Annotated in this window: 16 protein-coding genes; 8 read left to right on the top strand and 8 right to left on the bottom strand. The window is 44.1% G+C overall.

All coding sequences use genetic code 11. From position 1 onward, the window contains the following. Window positions 1-50: 50 nt before the first annotated feature. Both P0M11_RS04515 and P0M11_RS04510 read left to right on the top strand, forming a co-directional pair. Window positions 51-1,187, top strand: a complete 1,137-nt coding sequence (locus tag P0M11_RS04515) for a serine hydrolase (protein WP_275624635.1) — start codon at window positions 51-53, stop codon at window positions 1,185-1,187. Window positions 1,188-1,201: 14 nt separating this feature from the next. After that, complete coding sequence (locus P0M11_RS04510) at window positions 1,202-1,804, top strand: YdeI/OmpD-associated family protein (protein WP_275624634.1); 603 nt, start codon at window positions 1,202-1,204, stop codon at window positions 1,802-1,804. Window positions 1,805-1,863: 59 nt separating this feature from the next. Here the strand turns inward: P0M11_RS04510 and hemE are convergent, their stop codons facing one another. From hemE to hemA, 4 genes are read right to left on the bottom strand one after another with little or no spacing between them, the layout of a single operon-like run. Then, window positions 1,864-2,889, bottom strand: coding sequence for a uroporphyrinogen decarboxylase (hemE, locus tag P0M11_RS04505; protein WP_275624633.1), 1,026 nt, complete (start codon window positions 2,887-2,889; stop codon window positions 1,864-1,866). Beyond that, entirely contained in the window at window positions 2,882-3,517 is a 636-nt protein-coding gene (locus P0M11_RS04500; protein WP_275624632.1) for a uroporphyrinogen-III synthase, read from the bottom strand. Before P0M11_RS04500 ends, hemE begins: the two co-directional genes overlap by 8 nt. Window positions 3,518-3,570: 53 nt before the next feature. Then, complete coding sequence (hemC, locus tag P0M11_RS04495) at window positions 3,571-4,485, bottom strand: hydroxymethylbilane synthase (RefSeq protein WP_275624631.1); 915 nt, start codon at window positions 4,483-4,485, stop codon at window positions 3,571-3,573. Then, window positions 4,472-5,746, bottom strand: a complete 1,275-nt coding sequence (gene hemA, locus P0M11_RS04490) for a glutamyl-tRNA reductase (RefSeq protein ID WP_275624630.1) — start codon at window positions 5,744-5,746, stop codon at window positions 4,472-4,474. The genes hemC and hemA overlap by 14 nt, the downstream gene beginning before the upstream one ends. 377 nt (window positions 5,747-6,123) lie before the next feature. Between hemA and P0M11_RS04485 the strand changes: the two genes are divergently transcribed. From P0M11_RS04485 to rodA, 5 genes are read left to right on the top strand one after another with little or no spacing between them, the layout of a single operon-like run. Next, complete coding sequence (locus tag P0M11_RS04485) at window positions 6,124-7,149, top strand: rod shape-determining protein (protein ID WP_158063050.1); 1,026 nt, start codon at window positions 6,124-6,126, stop codon at window positions 7,147-7,149. 21 nt (window positions 7,150-7,170) lie between these two features. Continuing rightward, window positions 7,171-8,025: a rod shape-determining protein MreC gene (mreC, locus tag P0M11_RS04480; protein ID WP_275624629.1), complete on the top strand. Its 855-nt coding sequence runs from the start codon at window positions 7,171-7,173 to the stop codon at window positions 8,023-8,025. Beyond that, entirely contained in the window at window positions 8,018-8,524 is a 507-nt protein-coding gene (locus P0M11_RS04475) for a rod shape-determining protein MreD (RefSeq protein WP_158063048.1), read from the top strand. The genes mreC and P0M11_RS04475 overlap by 8 nt, the downstream gene beginning before the upstream one ends. Then, a complete protein-coding gene (locus P0M11_RS04470; protein WP_275624628.1) occupies window positions 8,521-10,569 on the top strand; it encodes a penicillin-binding transpeptidase domain-containing protein in 2,049 nt (682 codons plus the stop codon). Before P0M11_RS04475 ends, P0M11_RS04470 begins: the two co-directional genes overlap by 4 nt. Beyond that, the gene (rodA, locus tag P0M11_RS04465; protein ID WP_275624627.1) at window positions 10,566-11,795 is read left to right on the top strand and encodes a rod shape-determining protein RodA; all 1,230 of its coding nucleotides are present in this window, start codon (window positions 10,566-10,568) and stop codon (window positions 11,793-11,795) included. The genes P0M11_RS04470 and rodA overlap by 4 nt, the downstream gene beginning before the upstream one ends. 567 nt (window positions 11,796-12,362) lie before the next feature. Here the strand turns inward: rodA and P0M11_RS04460 are convergent. Continuing rightward, window positions 12,363-13,061: a C40 family peptidase gene (locus P0M11_RS04460; protein ID WP_158063045.1), complete on the bottom strand. Its 699-nt coding sequence runs from the start codon at window positions 13,059-13,061 to the stop codon at window positions 12,363-12,365. A gap of 389 nt (window positions 13,062-13,450) precedes the next feature. After that, window positions 13,451-15,652 carry a glutamine synthetase III gene (locus P0M11_RS04455; RefSeq protein WP_275624626.1) on the bottom strand — a complete coding sequence of 734 codons (2,202 nt, stop codon included), beginning with the start codon at window positions 15,650-15,652 and terminating at the stop codon, window positions 13,451-13,453. Between the two features lie 276 nt (window positions 15,653-15,928). Here P0M11_RS04455 and P0M11_RS04450 point away from each other — a divergent pair, with 276 nt between their 5' ends. Beyond that, window positions 15,929-17,608: a hypothetical protein gene (locus P0M11_RS04450; RefSeq protein WP_158063043.1), complete on the top strand. Its 1,680-nt coding sequence runs from the start codon at window positions 15,929-15,931 to the stop codon at window positions 17,606-17,608. A 32-nt stretch (window positions 17,609-17,640) separates the two neighbouring features. Here P0M11_RS04450 and P0M11_RS04445 read toward each other — a convergent pair whose 3' ends face one another. Continuing rightward, complete coding sequence (locus P0M11_RS04445; protein WP_275624625.1) at window positions 17,641-18,177, bottom strand: 2'-5' RNA ligase family protein; 537 nt, start codon at window positions 18,175-18,177, stop codon at window positions 17,641-17,643. A 50-nt stretch (window positions 18,178-18,227) separates the two neighbouring features. Beyond that, complete coding sequence (locus tag P0M11_RS04440) at window positions 18,228-19,079, bottom strand: neutral zinc metallopeptidase (protein ID WP_275624624.1); 852 nt, start codon at window positions 19,077-19,079, stop codon at window positions 18,228-18,230. Window positions 19,080-19,155 lie beyond the last annotated feature (76 nt).

Below are 19,155 nucleotides of genomic sequence, written 5' to 3'. Positions count from 1 at the left end.
CGCAATTTGCGGAACTTTTTTTATCTAAATTTGTCTGAAACAACCTCATCTTGAAAAAAATCCTGACTGGCGCCGCTGCCGTGGCCGCCGGAACCATAGCCGCCGTTTACCTATTTGATTACGGTTATCTTTTTAAGGGAATCGCGAAAACCTATTTTCGCGGCGAAAAAAGTGCGACCATAGATGATCTAAAGCTTTTTCCAAGCAATACCGTAGCCTCCGGCAAGCCGGTTCCCTGGCTAAAGGATGAGAAATATAATAAAAAACCGCTGCCCCAAAATCTTTTGAAAAGTCTTGAAGAATCGAAGACGGTATCATTTCTGGTTGTGAAGGACGGCAAACTCCTTCATGAACAGTACTGGATGGGGTATGACGAAAATACCCGTTCAAATTCATTCTCAATGGCCAAAACAGTTGCTGTAATGCTTACCGGCAAGGCCCTGGAAGAAGGCAAAATTGAAACCCTGGACAGTAAATTCACTGATTTTTATGATAATTATAAAGATACTCAGTACGGACGCGACCTTACCCTGAGGCACTTGGCCGCTATGGAATCCGGACTGAACTGGAATGAAGATTATAAAAATCCGCTGGCTCCAAATGCGAGAGCCTACTATGGCAACAGTCTGGAGCAGGCTATTCATTCACAGGGATTCAAGCAGGCACCCGGAAAACGGTTTGAATACCAGAGTGGTTCCACGCAACTGCTGGGCTTCGCACTGAGAAAAGCGGTAAACACTTCTGTTGCCAATTATCTTTCCGAAAAAATATGGAAGCCGCTCGGAATGGAACAGCCTGCGGAATGGACCACCGACAACAGCGGTATGGAAAAAACCTTTTGCTGCATCCACGCGGTGCCACGCGACTTTGCAAAACTCGGACTCATGATGCTGAACAAAGGAAAAGCGAACGGAGTACAGGTGCTGAATGAGGATTTTGTGCAGGAGATGATTACCCCTACACCGGCTTCTGCCGGGATTTATGGACTGGGCGTCTGGATTAACAACGACAATCCCGTAAAACACTATTTCCTGCTGGGTTTGCAGGGACAGTATGTTATTATTGTTCCAGAACATAACATGGTCATTGTGAGAACAGGAAGCTATAAGGACCAGCCCAAGAATGACCGCGGCCGGCCCGATCAGGTTCGGTTTGTTGTGAATGAAACCGTAAAACTCTACTCATAGAATTAAAGACATGTATGAATTCAAAAGTTGATGCCTACATTCAAAATGCGCAACCCTTCGCACAGCCTGTTTTGGAATATATACGGGAAACAGTACACGAGTTCTGCCCCGGGACAACAGAAGCCATGAAATGGAGTTTTCCTCATTTCATCTATAAAGGGAAAAATTTATGTTCAATGGCTGCCTTTAAGCAGCATTGTGCCTTCGGCTTCTGGCTGGAAAGCGAAATGAAAACAATGAAGGAACTTACGCAAGGTCGGGAGAAAAACTCCATGTTCACGCTGGGTAAGATTACCAAAATTGAAGATTTACCTTCCAAAGCTCAACTGAAGAACTGTATTCTGGAAGCGATGGAACTTACAGACATGGGCGCCAGCATTAAGAAGTCGAGTCCGAATCCATCGGAGGTGGAGGTTCCGGATTACCTTGCCGATGCACTTCAGCATAACGGCAAGGCAAAGGAATTTTTTGAAAGCGCCTCACCATCCTTCCGGAAAGAATATATTATGTGGCTCACCGAAGCTAAAACCGAGGCAACCCGCAACAAAAGAATGGCGCAAGCAGTTGAATGGATTTCTGAAGGTAAGGGACGGAACTGGAAATATGTAAAGAAATAGTCATTAAAAACGAAAACGCAGAAAAATCTGCGTTTTTACCCTTTTTCAGCGTTCTTTACTTATCCTTTCCACTCCACTACTGCCTTAATAAAGGCCTCAGCATTTTCAACAGGAATATTGGGCAGGATTCCGTGGCCCAGATTTACGATGTATTTGTCTTTACCGAACCGGTCAATCATTTCATGGACCATACGTCTGATGGTTTCGGGTGACGAATGAAGCCGTGCCGGATCAAAATTACCCTGCAGCGTGATAGAATTGTGGGTCAGTTTTCTCGCTATTTCCGGCGTAATGGTCCAGTCTACACCTAATGCTGAAACTTTTGATTTGGTCATATCTTCCAGTGCGAACCAGCAACCTTTACCAAAAACCACAACATGTGTAAGCGCACTTAAAGCTTCAACAATCTGGTCAATATACTGCCAGGAAAATTCTTTATAATCAGTAGGCGAAAGCATGCCTCCCCAACTGTCGAATACCTGAACTGCAGAAACTCCTTTCTCTACTTTTCTCTTCAGATAAGCGATTGTAGTATCTGTAATTTTCTGAAGCAGAAGATGTGCAGCTTCGGGATTGGTGAAACAGAACGCTTTGGCAATATCAAATGCCTTGCTGCCTTTACCTTCCACACAGTAGCATAGGATGGTCCATGGCGAACCTGCAAACCCGATAAGCGGGATTTCATTATCCAGCTTTTCCAATGTCATTTCTATTGCATCAAAAACGTATCCCAGGGTATCATTAACATCCGGTACCACTACATTATTTACCTGCTCTGTGGTGCGGATGGGATTATCCAGCCAGGGCCCGACACTTTCCTTCATCTTGAAATCAATCCCCATCGCCTGAGGAACCACCAAAATATCGGAAAAAAGGATGGCAGCATCCAGCGGAAACCTGCGGATGGGCTGCACGGTAATCTCGGAGGCAAGTTCCGGCGTCTGACAACGGGTGAAGAAATCGTATTTATTGCGCAGTTCAATAAATTCCGGCAGGTATCTGCCTGCCTGTCTCATCATCCACACAGGTGGACGCTCCACGGTTTCGCCTCTGAGGGCTTTCAGATATAAATCGTTCTTAATCATATTTCAATATTAAATCCAGCATATCTTCAAAACTGCTTTCTCTGCTGGTGTAAATTCTTTTGTCGGTATGGTTTTTCACTTCCTGAGTTGTGGTATTTCCCAGGGAAAATATTTTCTTGCCTTCCAGGGAATTGTATTTGGTAAAGCTGCGCACCCCACTGGGGCTGAAAAATGCTATGGCATCATACTCACCGTGCACCTGTGGATACAGCAACTCAGTTTCGTAGATAACTACTTTTCTGTAGGAGATATTCTGCAGCGGCAACGCATTGTTTAACACATCCAGCGCCAAATTACCGCAAAAATGAATAAATTTTTCCCGGCCGGAATTTTCAATGATGAACTCTGCCAAATCTTTAGCGTGCTTCTTCACCTTAAAAGTTCCGAAACCATATTCGCGGAGTTTTTTCTTGGTTTTCTGGCCTACACAGTAAATCTTATTGTAATTACGGTCGGTAAAGTCCTCATTGGGTTTAAATCCGTTTTCAAAAAATGCCCCCACGGCATTAACGCTGGTAAAAATCAGGGAATGGTTTTTCAGGTCAAAAGGTTCCATCTGTAATGACTTCACTCTGATTACATCCACGATGTCATAAGAAAAACGACTCCCAAATTTCTCGGAAATCATTTTTTTATCAATATTTTTCTTGGTGAACAAAACCTTCATATTCTCACCCCAGGTTAAATTTTAAGTGTTTCCTTTATCACAGACATAATTTGGCGCCCGCCGTTATCGAGTATTTCCTCCGCCAGTTCTTTACCATAGTTGCGGTTTTCTTCGAAACTGAAGATCTTATCGGTCTCTATACAGTCTTTCCCATCCAGCGAGCACAGGCGGCCAATAAAGCGTACCTGTCCTTCCTTTATTTCCGCAAAAGCTCCGATGGGTGCTGTACAGCCTCCTTCCAGGGTGCTCAGGAACTGTCTTTCCATCCGCACACATTTTTCCGTTTCGTCGTGCGTAATCTGCGCTACAACATTATTTATTTCGGTATTTGAACTGAGTCCGGCCACCGCTACAACCCCCTGGGATGGTGCCGGGATCATCATGGGAAGCTCTTCATACTCAACAGGCAGTTCCATCCGTTTAATTCCGGCCAGTGAAAAGATGGTGGCATCGAAGTCCAGGTCTTCAAGTTTCTGCAGTCTGGTCTGCACATTTCCCCTGATATCAGAAAACTCAGCATGTGCAAATTCACGGAGCCAGAAAGCCCTTCTTCTTAAACTGCTTGTGGCTACCTTAAGCTCATGCAGGGGCTTCTCAAGCGATGAGGCTTTCCTTACCAATACATCCTGATGGAAATCGCGCTCCAGATAAGCAATAAGTTCGATATTTTCCGGAAGTGATGTAGGCACATCTTTAAGTGAATGGACAGCGATATCAATTTCGCCGTTCAGAAGTGCGGTATCAAGGTCACGCGTAAAGATGCCGGTTATACCTAGCGCATAGAGTGGCTGCGTAAGATTTTTGTCGCCGGAGGACAGTATGGGTGTGATTTCTGTCTTGTAATTATTGTTCTGAAGGTGGCGTGCAACTTCGCGGGCCTGCCACAATGCCAACGGAGAATTTCGGGTTCCGATTCTAATGCTTTTCATTGAATTCGTTGTTTGGTTGTTCCACTAAAATTTCGTGCATCAGTTTACTTACTTCCTCAGCCTTCCAGGGATGGTCTATGATGTACTTTGCAAAGCGGTTGGTTATTTTCTGGATCATACGGTCGGAGAGCTCCATGTCTTCCACTCCCACATATCTGTGCTTGCGGTGAATATTGTGCATCTCGTTACGCTCCATGTTCTTCAGCACCGCCTTGAAGTGATGAATTTTGGGTACCATCTTTCTTTTCTTTTCCCATTCGGCAAAATCCTTACTCATTTCCCTGATGATCTCTTCAGCCTTTGGAATCTCTTTTTTCCTCTGGGACATGGTTTCACGGATATGTGCCGATAGCTGATCCACATCTACGAGCTGTACATTTGGGTTTTCGGTAACATTCTTGTCCACATTATGCGGAATAGAAAGATCAATGACCAAAGTTTCCTTGCCGTTTGGAAAATGATCCCTGTTAATAATCGGGTGAGGAGCTCCTGTAGCCACGATCAGAATGTCGGTGGATTTCAGCTCCGCATCCAGATCTGCCATAGCAATATGGGGAATCTTATACTTTTCCGCAATTTTTTCCGCCTTGTCCAGCGAGCGGTTCATCACCTTTATATTGGGCTCAAAGATATGTTTCACTAAATTCTCAACAGTATTCTGCCCTATCTCACCCGTTCCAAGGAGCAGGATATTCTTGTCCGCGAGCTGCTTCTGATGATTAAGTATATAATGTACGGCGGCATAGGACACCGAGGCAGCGCCGTTTGATATCCCGGTTTCATTCTTGATTTTCCTTGAGATCTGTATGGCAGAATTAATTGCACGTTCCAGATAAGGATTGCTGTTCTGCTTTTCTTTCTTGAAGCGGTTATAGGCATTCTTGATTTGCCCAATAATTTCAAAATCACCAATAATCTGACTTTCGAGTCCGCCTGCCACGCGGAATAGATGATTAAGAGCTTCCTCCCGGGTATAAATATTGGCAAACTGCAGGAAATCAGTGAGGCTTACGCCGGTAGTTTTACAGAACTCCTCGGCTACCAGAAGATAATTTGCTGAGGTGGTATAAATTTCAGTCCGGTTGCAGGTGGACACAACAAAAGCATCTCCGATACTTTCCTGATGTAGCGACTTTACAAAATCCTTGATATGCTCTTCAAAAAAGGCAAATTTCCCGCGGGTTTCAGCATCGGCTTTCTCGTAACTTACGCTAAGGACGGCAAAATTGGCTGTTTTGTTTATTTCAGGAAGGTTATTCATAACGCAACTGCAAAAATACTGAAATTTTAATTAACCTGCACCCTGATCCCCGGTGATCATTATCAGCATTATGTCTTTAATAATCAGAAAGTCTCCTACACATTTGGGACTTCTTTCTCCCCCAGCCACCAATTTATTCCGCACTTTACAAAAACCGCAAAAATTACCTTTCTGCACACAGTTTTAAATATCATGATAAAACAAAAGGGTAAATGCCAACCCTTCTCGAAAAGATGGATATGACCAAATTTTTATCAGAAAGAACTATCTACTTTTAATAAAACTTTAACCAAATATTGAGGTCGCCGGCTCCTGAAATGGTTCTAAATTTATATCTTTGTGCACTTGATTTGACTAAAAGAAATCGGAAAAATATTATGGGTTTATTTGATATGTTCACGCAGGAGATTGCGATTGACTTGGGAACAGCTAACACGCTGATTATACATAACAACAAGATCGTTATCGATCAGCCATCTATCGTTGCCATTGAACGCTCTTCCGGTAAGCCGATTGCCGTAGGTGAGCAGGCCAAACATATGCAGGGAAAGACCCATGAAGACATTAAAACCATCCGTCCGCTGAAAGACGGTGTAATTGCGGATTTTCATGCGTCTGAGCACATGATCAAGGAGTTCATAAAAAAGATTCCGGGAATTAAAGGAAAACTCATCCAGCCCGCACTGCGAATTGTAATCTGCATACCCTCCGGAATTACCGAGGTTGAAAAACGTGCTGTTCGTGACTCCGCTCAGAAGGTGAATGCGAAAGAGGTACGTCTTATTTATGAGCCAATGGCTGCGGCAATTGGAGTAGGCATTGATGTTCAGAAACCTGAAGGTAATATGATCATCGACATAGGAGGTGGTACAACAGAGATAGCCGTTGTTGCTTTGGGAGGCATTGTTTGCGACAAATCGGTGAAAATTGCCGGAGATGTCTTTACCAATGACATTGCGTACTATCTGAGAACGCATCATAATCTGTATATTGGTGAAAGAACGGCGGAAAGAATAAAAATTGAAGTTGGATCTGCCTTGGAAGACCTTGATGTTGATGTGGAAGACATTCCGGTGCAGGGTAGAGACCTCATCACAGGAAAACCGAAAGAAATTATGGTGGGTTACAAAGAGATTGCCCGCGCCCTGGACAAATCTATTATCCGTATTGAAGATGCAGTTATGGAAACCCTGTCCCTTACCCCACCCGAACTGGCAGCAGACATATACAAGACAGGTATTTACCTTGCAGGCGGAGGTGCATTACTGCGCGGACTGGCGGACAGGCTGCACAAGAAAACCGGATTACCTGTTTTCGTAGCCGAAGATCCACTGCGTGCCGTAGTTCGCGGTACCGGAATTGCACTTAAAAATATGGATAAGTTCAACTTCCTTATAAAGTAATAATTCACTTACATATTCGGGATGGGATTTTTGATGAGATTATTTTCAAAGAACGGTCTTTTCATGTTCTTTTTGCTGCTGCAACTTGTTGCGGTAGTTCTCATCTTCACCCGCAATGCCATGCAGCAGTCCTGGCTGGCTGCCCAAACGGCTGCCTTCAACAGCCGTGCTTCCGGATATATTGACAAGGGTACTTCTTACCTGAAGCTTAAGCAGATTAATGAGCAACTTGTTCTTCAGAATAAAATGCTCATGGAACAGGTATACGGCAAAGGTGGTTTCAGCAAACCGACCTTCCGCAAGGTGCATGATACCCTGGGTGGTGGGCAGGTGTATACTTTTGTAGACGGAGAAATAGTATATAATTCCATTAACAGAAAGAACAATTACTTTACCATCAACCGCGGACGCAGGGACGGTGTTTATCCTAAGATGGGTGTTATAGCACCGCAGGGAATTGCAGGTATTGTGATTAACACCACCAACAGTTATGCGCTGGTACAATCGGTGCTTAGCGTAAACAAGATAAGGCTCAATGCCGCGCTGAAAAACTCAGGCTATTTCGGAACACTGACCTGGCAGGGCGAAAATTCACGCATCATGCACCTTTCAGACATTCCTAAATATGTTCCAATAAAAATTGGTGATACTGTGGAGACCGACGGTAAGTCCGCGATCTTCCCGCAGGGAGTGATGATTGGCACTGTTGCCGGTTATGAAGTGGACCGGAAAACAGGATTCTGGGACATCTCAGTTGAGCTTAGTGAAAAAATGGGCACCCTGAGTAAAATTTATGTAGTGAAAAACCTGAAAAAAGCCGAAGTGCAGAAGATTCAGGATTCATTGCAGGTAACCATAGAGCGTGAAGATGATTAGCAGAACAATTTTTACAGATATACTTCTCATTGCCTTCCTAACCGCACTGCAGATATTCATACTGAACAGGATCACTCTCTTCGGGGAGTATACTCCCGTACTTTATCCGGTATTCGTCATGTTCTACCCCTTTTTCAGAAACCGCTACCATTTTCTGGTTCTAAGTTTTGTCCTGGGACTCAGTATTGATGCATTCCTGGGCACGTGGGGAATCAATGCATTCGCAACTACAGCGGTAGCCTATTACCGTACGCTGATTTTCAGGACTTCAACGGATACTACCACTGATTTCTTTACATTTTCTACCCTTCAGTGGCCACAGTTCCTGCTGTTTATCATATCGGCTATTTTCTTTCACCAGCTATTGGTGCAGTATATTGAGTTTTTTAAACTGAGCAGAATTCTGGAAATCCTGCTTAATATAATTATCAGCACGCTCTTTTCGTTTGTATTTATACTACTTTACGCCCTCATCTTTAAAATAAAACAACGCATTTGAAACCTCAGTTCCTCAAAATCATTTCGGTACTGATCATCATTGCCATCATCTTTGTGGCACGGCTTTCCTATTTGCAGCTTTTCACAGACCGCTACGCCCTTAACGCCGCCAATACTTCCATCAAGATTGAATACATCATCCCGCAGCGCGGAGTCATCTTTGACAGGAACGGTAAGATCCTGGTCGGTAACCAGCCGGCATATGAAATCTCGTTTACCCAGGCGCTCATGAGACCGGATTTCGACACTTTGAGCTTCTGCGGACTGCTTGGAATCCGGAAGGAAGAATTTGAACAGCGTATTGAAGCTCTGAAAAAAGAAAAGTATTACAGCAAACTGGTACCAATGACATTCATGAAGAACCTGAGCCGCGAAGAAGTGGCCAGGATTCAGGAAATCATATTCAAATATCCGGCTTTCAGTATTGTGAGCAGACCGCAACGGCAGTATGAGGTAAATACATCAGGCAACCTTCTGGGTTATACCAACGAAGTAGGAGAACGGGACCTGAAAAAAGATTCTGTTTACTACCGTCCGGGCGACTTTATCGGTAAATCAGGAGTGGAAAAGTCTTACGAAAAGTATCTGCGCGGCGAAAAAGGGATGCGGTACATCCAGAAAGACATCAAACTCCGGGACATTGGCTCGTATAAGGACGGCGAACTGGATAAAGAAGAAGTTACCGGCAAGGACATAACACTGACCATTGACTACGACCTGCAGCGAATGGCGGAGGAAATGCTTGTGGACAAGCACGGTGCAATAGTTGCGCTGGATCCCAGCAACGGCGAAATCCTGGTGATGGCTACGGGGCCTGATATTGACCCGAATGTCTTCACCGGACCACAGAAATCCCGGAACCTGTACCGCCTTCAAATGGATACCATCTATAATAACAGACCTACATTTGACCGGTCTGTTCAGGCGGCCTATCCACCCGGCTCCACCTTCAAGCTGCTTACTGCCGCTGCCGCCATGCAAATGGGTGTGATGGATGAAAATACGATATTCCCCTGCGGTGGAGGCTTCAACTACAAGGGTCTACGGATTAAAGGACACGGAGGTGCAGACCCACTTATACCTGCGATACAGGCTTCCAGCAACTGCCATTTCTCATACGCTTATCTGGCCATCATCAACAAATATCCGGGTAACCCCAGCAAAGGTGTAGACGAATGGAAAAAAATCATGAGCAGTTTTGGGCTGGGTGAATTTCTGAACAATGATTTGGCAGTGGGTTCCAAAGGCAGGATCCCAAGCGGCGAGTTTTATGAAAACAGGATGGAAGCCATCAACAAAGCTGTAGGCCGCGGCAGGGTAAAAAAATGGGATCCCCTGGCCACCGGTGCCGTCTTCAACGGTATGGGGCAGGGCGATGTTCTACTTACACCTTTGCAGATGGCAAATTCCGTGGCCGCCATAGTAAACCGCGGTTGGTACTACACTCCCCATATTGTGAAATCCGTTGACGGCAAGCCCAATCCCGATCCAAGATTCAGAAAAAAACATCATACGCTTGTAGATCCAAAACACTTTGAACCCATTATAAAGGGAATGGAAGCTGTGGTACTGAAAGGCACCGGGCGAGGACTGATATCCAAAGAATTTACGCAGCTGGCCAAAACAGGTACCGCGCAGGTGCCGCAGGGAAAAGACAACTCCATTTATGTTATGGCTGCGCCGGCAGATAAACCAAGAATTGTGGTGGTTGCTGTAATGGAACATGCGGGCTTCGGATCCACATGGGCCGGTCCCGCCTCCACTGTTATTGCAGAAAAGTATCTGACCGGCGACTTGAAACGCGAGCATCTTTACAAAAAAATGGTGAACGCCAGTTTTATGCCGGAGTACAGAAGGCAGTGGATATCGGACCTGAAGCGAAAAGGCCTGTACCGCGCATCGGACAAGGATTCGCTATATCTCCATCAATTGGAGGACAGTATAAAAGCAGCCGGTGATGCCCAGACCCGTGCTAAGCTCATTAATAAACGTGATTCCGTAAGACTGCGGATGCACAGCGCAACCCCTAAAAACACTACAAAATGAAGTGGGCTGAAGGTATAGACAAAGTAGGACTGGGGCTGTATTTTATAATCTGCCTCTTTGCCATAGCAAATATTTACAGCGTTGATAACAGCCTGGGCAACAAACAGCTGCTGTTTTTTGGGATATCTTGTGCGGTAGGAATTTTTATCTTTCTCGCACGTACAAAACTGTTTGAAAATCTTTCGGGTATCTTTTACATATCCGGAATACTGCTTCTGATCGGACTATTCCCTTTCGGTACGGAAATTCTTGGCCAGAAAAACTGGTACCGTTTCGGTGGATTCACAATGCAGCCCGTTGAATTTGCCAAGATCGGCACGGCACTCATGCTTGCCACCTACGTAGCGGGACCGGATTTTAATCTGAATAACAGAAAATCCCTTTACACCACCCTCGCCATTGTTGCTGTACCGGCTTTGGTTGTACTAGCCATTCCCGACGTAGGGTCTGTGCTTGTTTTCACGGCATTTTTTATTGCACTCTACCGTGAGGGATTAAATGGCTGGTTCTTTGGAGTCGGTCTTATTCTGGCGGCGGTTTTCCTGATTTCCATAGCAGTAGATCCGCTCTATGTATTTATAGGAATTCTGGTGCTTTCCGGACTGTATCTGCTTATTAACTTCCGGAGTATTTCCTGGAATGTAATAAGCATTGGTACCTTTGGATTTGTTGTCGCCATTTTAAGCGGCATTGCCTTCGCTACACCTCATGTACTTGAAAAACTCCCCAAACACCAGCGCGAAAGAATAGAAGTGCTTTATAAAGGAGAGAAAGCGTTCCGCGACACGTCGGGCTACAACCTTCTTTACTCAAAAACAGCTATAGGCTCCGGCGGACTAACCGGCAAAGGTTACAGACAGGGATCAGTTACTCAGGGTAAATTTGTACCCGAACAGGAAACCGATTATATTTTCTGTACAGTAGGCGAAGAATGGGGGTTTCTGGGTAGTTCCGTGCTCGTTCTGGCGTACGCTCTTTATATAGGCAGGATATACTACCTGGCAGAGAACCAGAAAACGGCATTTAACAGAATCTTTGGATACTGTCTTGCATCTATACTGCTGATGCACTTCAGCATCAATATAGGCATGGTTATGGGGCTTTTCCCAACTGTAGGTATTCCCTTGCCCTATTTCAGTTACGGCGGAAGTTCACTACTCGCGTTTTCCATAATGACTTTCATATTTTTCAAGCTGAACTATATGGATAAGAATTCACTGGTCTAGGGATTTGATTATCCGCTCCTGCTGAATCCTGATTACGGCCTTTTACGTCGTTCATACAGTTAAACCTTTACAGCTTTACTCACCCCACTGCTGAGCAGAACAGAGGCAATCTCAGTTCAGTGATTCACTTTTCTAAACAAATCACCTATATTCTTCCTGCGGACCCATTTACGGCCTGAGGGCAGTTGCTCAATGCGCCTGCATCACGTGAAACCATGAATTAGATAACAGGAATGAGTTTTTTAGAATTAACGCCAGGATGCCCAATTTCAATCTATTTGCCCCATTTGCAATTTCAGCGATACCATCACTGCAAGAGTACACAGAAAAATATAAAAACATCCTGCAAGGGCGGAATTAGAGCAGATATTTTCGGTACAGGCACCGGACATGGCGGTACTGGTGGGAAAACGTATAATTATGAAATGCTTTAACTGACCTGCAGACATCGATCAGTAATGTTTCCTCATCCTATGCGAAGCAATAACCAGCACCTGGTAATCCCCCTTTACATAAAAAAACGTCTGACCGGGGGTCAGACGCAGTAAGCTGTATAATAAGAGTCAATTAATTCAGTGTTCCGGCAAGGTTTTCCTGAGCTGAAACTAAATCCGGGTTCAGTATTCTTTTCGCAAATCTGTATCGGGGACCCCAGTATTTATCATTAAGAGAAGAAACCATTACACCTCTGGAAGTAGCTGCGTGAATAAACTTCACATCACCATCTTCTGTTACATTCTCCACAATACCTACGTGTGAAATACGACCGCGTCCCTGTGAAAAGAACACCAAATCGCCGCGCTGCAGTTCCGTTTTTTCAACTTTCTCGCCTTCCTGCGCCTGCGAAGCAGCCACTCTGGGCAAATTTACGCCGGCAGCTGAACCGAAAACTGAAAGAACAAACGCAGAGCAGTCAATCCCGCTTCTGGTTGTACCACCGTATCTGTAAGGTGTACCCAGGTAGGTTGTAGCTTCTTCAATAATTCCGTCAATGGTCTTGGCGAATTTAATAGCTTTCACCATTTCCGCCTTCTTCTCCAGGTTGTTCAGGATCGCCATTTTTGTAGACTTTTCTGAAGCAAAACTGTTGATCAAGGTCTGCTTGTTTTCCTCCATCCTTTTAACATCAGCGGAAGAAATTTTGGCATTCGATTTGTATTCTTTAGAATATAGAGCCGGTTCGGCTACAACGTAATTAGTTACACAGGACTGCAAAGTAAAAATTGAAGTAAGTACAGTAAAGTAAAGTAAAACGCTTTTCTTCATATCTATCTTTTAAATTTTTGAAGCATTAAAACCATATCGTTGTGATTGAAATGCAGGGCAAAATTATATAAAAGGGCCCTAACAGGCGTTTTTTGCCTTATTCCTGCTTCTTGGTTTAACAGATTTTAACACAATAAAGCGCTATGTTAAATAAATAACAGCCGCAATCCCCATAAACAGGGATTTGCGGCTTTAATTTTATTAAGATTCCTTAACATTTCATCTGCTAAATCTATTAATTATATAAAATCCATCTATAATTCAATAAATAGAAATTTTTCTATCCGACTAATTATTAGGCAATTGCACGGTTATTGCAATTAGGTCCCTGCTATCAAAAAAATCCCGCCACAGAAAGGGCGGGATTATTGATAAAATAATGCGGTGAATTATCTGGTAAAAAGCAATTCGCGGTATTTGGTCATTGGCCAAAGTTCATCGTCAACCATCATTTCCAGTTCATCACTTGCTGTACGGATTTTTTCAAAGCGCGGCACTACATCATTACAGAACATCTCGGCTTGTTCCTGGCTTCCCGTGGTGGCTCGGGCAGCTTCTTTAGCCCGCAGCAATTCGTCTACGCCGGTTTTAATTTGGGATACATTTGCAGAAATAGATTTGATTAATTCCATCTGTTCTTTTGCCAGTGGTTTAAATTCCTCCTCCCCAAAAATTTCTTTCAGTCCTTTAACATTCTCAATCAGCCTGTTCTGATAGTTCAGCGCGGCCGGAATAATATGGTTACGCGCAATATCGGAAAGCACTTTCGCTTCAATATCAATTACTGCGGAATATTTTTCAAGTTTGATTTCATTACGTGCCTCAAATTCCCTGTGATTGAAAATTCCCAACTCCTGATAAAGATCTACAAACTTTTGGTTAAGCTCTTCCTTAAGTGCTTCGGGTGTGGTCTTCAGATTACTCATCCCTCTCTTTTCGGCCTCAACAGCCCAATCGTCCGAGTAACCGTCGCCTTCGAACATAATATTCTTACAGTCCTTGATATACTCACGCAGGGTATTGAATATCGCTTCATCCTTTTTCAGGTTTTTCTTCTCGATATTAAACTCTACAGTTTTCTTAAATTCCGTAAGCTGTCTGGCTACAATCGCGTTAAGCGCTGTCATAGGCTCTGCACAGTTTGCAGATGAACCCACGGCACGGAATTCAAATTTATTACCCGTAAAGGCAAAGGGTGAGGTCCTGTTACGGTCGGTATTATCCAGAAGTATCTCAGGAATCTTGCCCACCACGTTCAGTTTAAGGTCTGTTTTTTCTTCAGGGCTAAGTTTACCGTCTGTTACTTTTTCCAGCTCCTCCAGAACAGAGTAAAGCTGCGAGCCTATAAAAGCAGAGATAATCGCAGGCGGAGCCTCATTGGCACCCAAACGGTGATCATTACTTGCAGATGCGATACTTGCCCTAAGCAAATCGGCATAATCATGAACAGCTTTCAGTGTATTAACAAAAAAGGTAAGGAACTGAAGGTTCTTCTTTGGGTTCTTCCCGGGACTGAGCAGGTTTTCACCTGTATCGGTAGCCAATGACCAGTTGTTATGCTTACCACTGCCGTTTACGCCGGCAAAAGGTTTTTCGTGGAAAAGGATATGGAAATGATGCTTGTGTGCCACTCTGGCCATAATATCCATCAGCAGCGAGTTATGGTCTACAGCCACATTGGTTTCCTCGAACATTGGCGCCAACTCAAACTGGTTTGGTGCTACCTCGTTATGACGTGTAGTCACCGGAATTCCGAGTTTCATACACTCAATTTCCAGTTCCTTCATAAAATTCATTACCCGCGTCGGGATGGAACCAAAATAATGATCATCCAGCTGCTGACCCTTTGCAGGCGAATGCCCCAACATGGTCTTACCTGTAAGTACCAGGTCGGGTCTGGACTGATAAAGTGCACTGTCTACAAGGAAATATTCCTGCTCCCAACCCAAAGTGGGAATTACCTTGGTTACATTCTTATCAAAGTATGATCTGCAGATATCTGTAGCTGCAACATCTACAGCGTGCATTGCGCGCAGCAGCGGAGTTTTATAATCAAGCGTTTCGCCCGTATAGGAGATAAAGATAGACGGAATACACAATGTAGTACCAATGATGAAAGCCGGAGATGTTGGATCCCAGGCAGTATAGCCGCGTGCTTCAAAGGTATTCCTAATTCCACCGTTTGGGAAGGAAGAAGCATCAGGCTCCTGCTGAATCAGCATGCTGCCGTTAAAGCGTTCAATGGCGCGGTCGCTCTCGAAAGGTGTGAAAAAGCTGTCATGCTTCTCGGCAGTAGAACCCGTAAGCGGCTGAAACCAGTGCGTGTAGTGAGTGGCACCTTTGCTGAGGGCCCAATCCTTCATAGCAACCGCAATCTGATCCGCAATATTCCGCGGTGTCTTGGCTCCTCTTTTTATCGCATCCTGAATAGAGGTAAAAGCTTCCTTGGTAAGGTAAGCACGCATGGTTTCTTCGGAGAAAACATTCTCACAGAAAAGTTCGGACAATTTTCCGGGAACTACAACTGCGTTGTCTTTCCTGTAATTACGGAAAGGAAGTTCTTTTAATGCATTAAATCTTAGAGTGGACATATATTGTGATTTTTAATACTGCAAATTTATACAATTTTAATATAAGAAAATAAAAATTAAAAACTTTTAAGGGGGTCAATGGAAAAATATGGCTCTTTTTTAACAAGGACAATCCAAAAACAAGGGGTACACTTAAGTTAGATGCAGTTTTTGATGTTAAAAGGACAATAATTGAATGTAAGAGTGCTACACAGCATTCATTTATATTTAACTATAAATTTATTAACTTTGTTCGTCATTAATTATAACTTTAACGAATATATCTCACTATAATTTATGGCAACAAACCTACGAGCCCGCGAAACTACAGAAGCAATAGAACGCCTTTATGTAACCATGCGACACCTCTTTTACAGAGGTTTTTTTAAACCCGGAGGTGTATCCGGTGAATCAATCCGAAATCTATTAATGGTAATCTCTCCCGAAATATACGGCTCCATGGCCGTATCCAACAAGGTGGAGCTTGACGGTTTACTTTACGTACTGGACCGCCTGCCGGCGGGAATTGAGGAAACGGCTTTTGTGCACCTTACATCAGATGAAGGCTTTGAAAAAGGCAGTTTTGAGGTAATCGTCCCAAAGAAGCGCCGCCGGAACTGCTACCGCATTGATGAGCAGCAAATGAACATTGAAGTTTTGCTGGGCCGTTCTGAAATCTACGATATACTCACCCACCTTACCTTCCTTTATATTGAAGCCGATAAAATCCGTGAACTTGGCTACCGCAAAGACGAGGATTACAAACCCACAAGGACATGGAGGATCATTGAGGATGTTGCCAAAGGCCAAAATAAACTAAGCCGCAAAGAGAAGGAAGTGGCACTGATCCACCTCTCCTCTCTTTTGGGACGGACTTTTGACGAAGTTCTGCATGCGTACAACAGTTTTGGCGACGATCAAAATCCTGACCGCCTCTTTAAAATCATTTATTATCTGGGCAAGACCAGCCTGGACGACCTGAAAGGTATTCGTGAGCGCGAAATTTATTTCAGTGCGATCCTAAGGGAGCGTGTAGGCCACCACCTTTTTGGCGAGAAATGGGCAAATGCCGTAAAAGAAGTTTTGGTGACCAATAATCTCCATATGCGCCCACTGCATATCATTTCTGCAAATATGCACTCAGTAAAAAACATGCTGTACGGAAATGAGGCTGTAGGCCGGAAATCCAGTGATGAAGTCGATTATTCTTTTTATCAGGAAATCAGCAACCAGCGGTCACTTCAGGAAAAAGTTCTCAGTCATTCCCAAAGTCAGGGACTTATTTATATTGATGACAACAGCGGAAGCAATATAGATGTCCAAATCATTGATTTAAAGAAAACAGACCTTACGAACACGCCCTTTCAGAATATTAACTATAACGGAGATGATGTAATCCTTGTTTTTGATTACGCTTTCGGCGAGCAGGCATATGAAATTATGGACGAACTGCTTAGACCGTATGAGCACAATCAGGAAGTATATACCATGAAGGTGAAGTCCATTTCCATAATGGGAAAAGCCGGAATACTAACGGGTGGCAAAGGAGACATAATGATCCCTACCTCACATATTTTCGAGGGTACAGCGGACAACTACGTATTTGAGAACGCACTGAAACTTGAAGATTTCGAAGATGATGAGATTAAAGCGTATGAAGGTTCCATGATTACGGTTCTTGGTACTTCCCTACAAAATAAAGACATTCTCAGTTATTTTATGAATACTACATGGAACGCCGTAGGCCTGGAGATGGAAGGTGCGCATTATCATAAGGCCATTCAGGTAGCTTCCAAGATCAGACACCATATATCACCCGATCTATTTGTCTGCTATGCCTACTACGCATCTGATAATCCATTGGAAACCGGCTCCACCCTGTCATCCGGTGGCCTGGGTCTTACAGGTGTGAAACCAACCTACATGATCACGATGAAAATACTGGAAAAAATACTGCTCTCAGCAGATTCTATCTGATTATCACTGCCACCGAATTACGGTGGCTTTTTTTATCTATCCGAAGGAAGATCACGGTGAACAACGGGACACCACTTTCCGTGAGAATGTTTGTAGAGGCTGATTCTTTCTACCCGAAAATGAAAGTCTGCTTTCTTATAACGGTACTCGCTCCAGGCATTTATAAATGCCTGTGGACTTAGGTCACGAAAAGCCACGGTAAGGTGCGGATGAAAATGCTGCGCATAATTGAATATAGACATCGCCGCATTGACCTCCAAATACAGTTTTTGAAGGGTAGTGTTTGCCTCAGGTTCCAGAAAAATCACCGGACTTTTAGGTTTGTTGAAGCAGTTAAAATTCCTAAGATATATCTCAAACGGAAACACCGTTAATTCCATTTTCATCAATCTGCCTGTCACCTCACTTTCATTTTGCCCGTCATAATTGAACGGAGGAATCAGCGTGAGGTGCGGAAAACTGTTGTGAGCGCGCTCTGCACCAAAACGCTCTGCGAAATCCTTTGTAATCTCCCTGATTTTTTCTGCAACTTCAGGTGGTGGTTCAAAAGCTATGAAATACAGGCTCATAATAATAATTCCTGCCTAAATATAAGCAGGAATTATTAATTTGTTCAAATCTACTTCAGTAAAGCGTTGAAGGTATCGCCCTGCCTTATGTCACCCGTATTGTAACCTTTCATAAACCATTGCTTACGCTGCGCAGAACTTCCGTGGGTAAAACTTTCCTGGTTTACGTATCCCTGAGACCGTTTTTGGATATTATCATCGCCTACTGCTTCTGCAGCACTCATAGCTGCTTCCAGATCACCGGGCTCAAGGAACTTCTCACGGTTTTCGGTGTACCGTGCCCATAACCCTGCATAGAAATCGGCCTGCAGTTCCGTAGCCACTGAGACCTGGTTCATTTCGCTTTCAGAATAATTACCACTCCTTCTCAGCTGTTCGGTTTTCTGAAGGGTACCGAGCAGATTCTGCACGTGGTGGCCCATTTCATGTGCCATGACATAAGCTACAGAGAATTCTGTAACCTGGGCGCCAAAGCGGCTTTGCAATTCAGAAAAAAAGCTCATATCCATATAGATGGACTGATCGGCCGGACAGTAAAAAGGTCCCATAGCCGCCTGCGCTGTGCCGCATCCGGACTGAGTCATACCTTCAAACATAACCACTTTTGCCGGACTGTACTGCATTCCGTTTTCAGAAAATATTTTGTCCCAGGTCTGCTCGTTTTCCGCCGTCAGCATCTGCACAAATTCCCTTACCTGTAATTCTTCCTGCGTCAGGTCGCGCTGTTCTGTCTGTGCGGAGGAAGATCCACCGGTGTTGAGAACTGCGGACGGATCGCCCCCAAGAAAAAATACAATTGCGGCAATTATAAGAGAGCCTAATCCGCCGCCTACCAGCAGTCCTCCGCCCCCGGCACCTCTTCTGTCGTCCACATTACCGCTACGGTCCCCAGTCCATTTCATAGTTTATTTTAATTTAGGTTGATAATCAAAGTTAGATATTCTGACAAAATAAATAAGTATTCACTACTTTTGATTT

This window comes from Kaistella sp. PBT33-4 (genome assembly GCF_029194425.1).
Taxonomy (GTDB): domain Bacteria; phylum Bacteroidota; class Bacteroidia; order Flavobacteriales; family Weeksellaceae; genus Marnyiella.
This window is presented reverse-complemented; position numbering and strand designations above follow the sequence as displayed.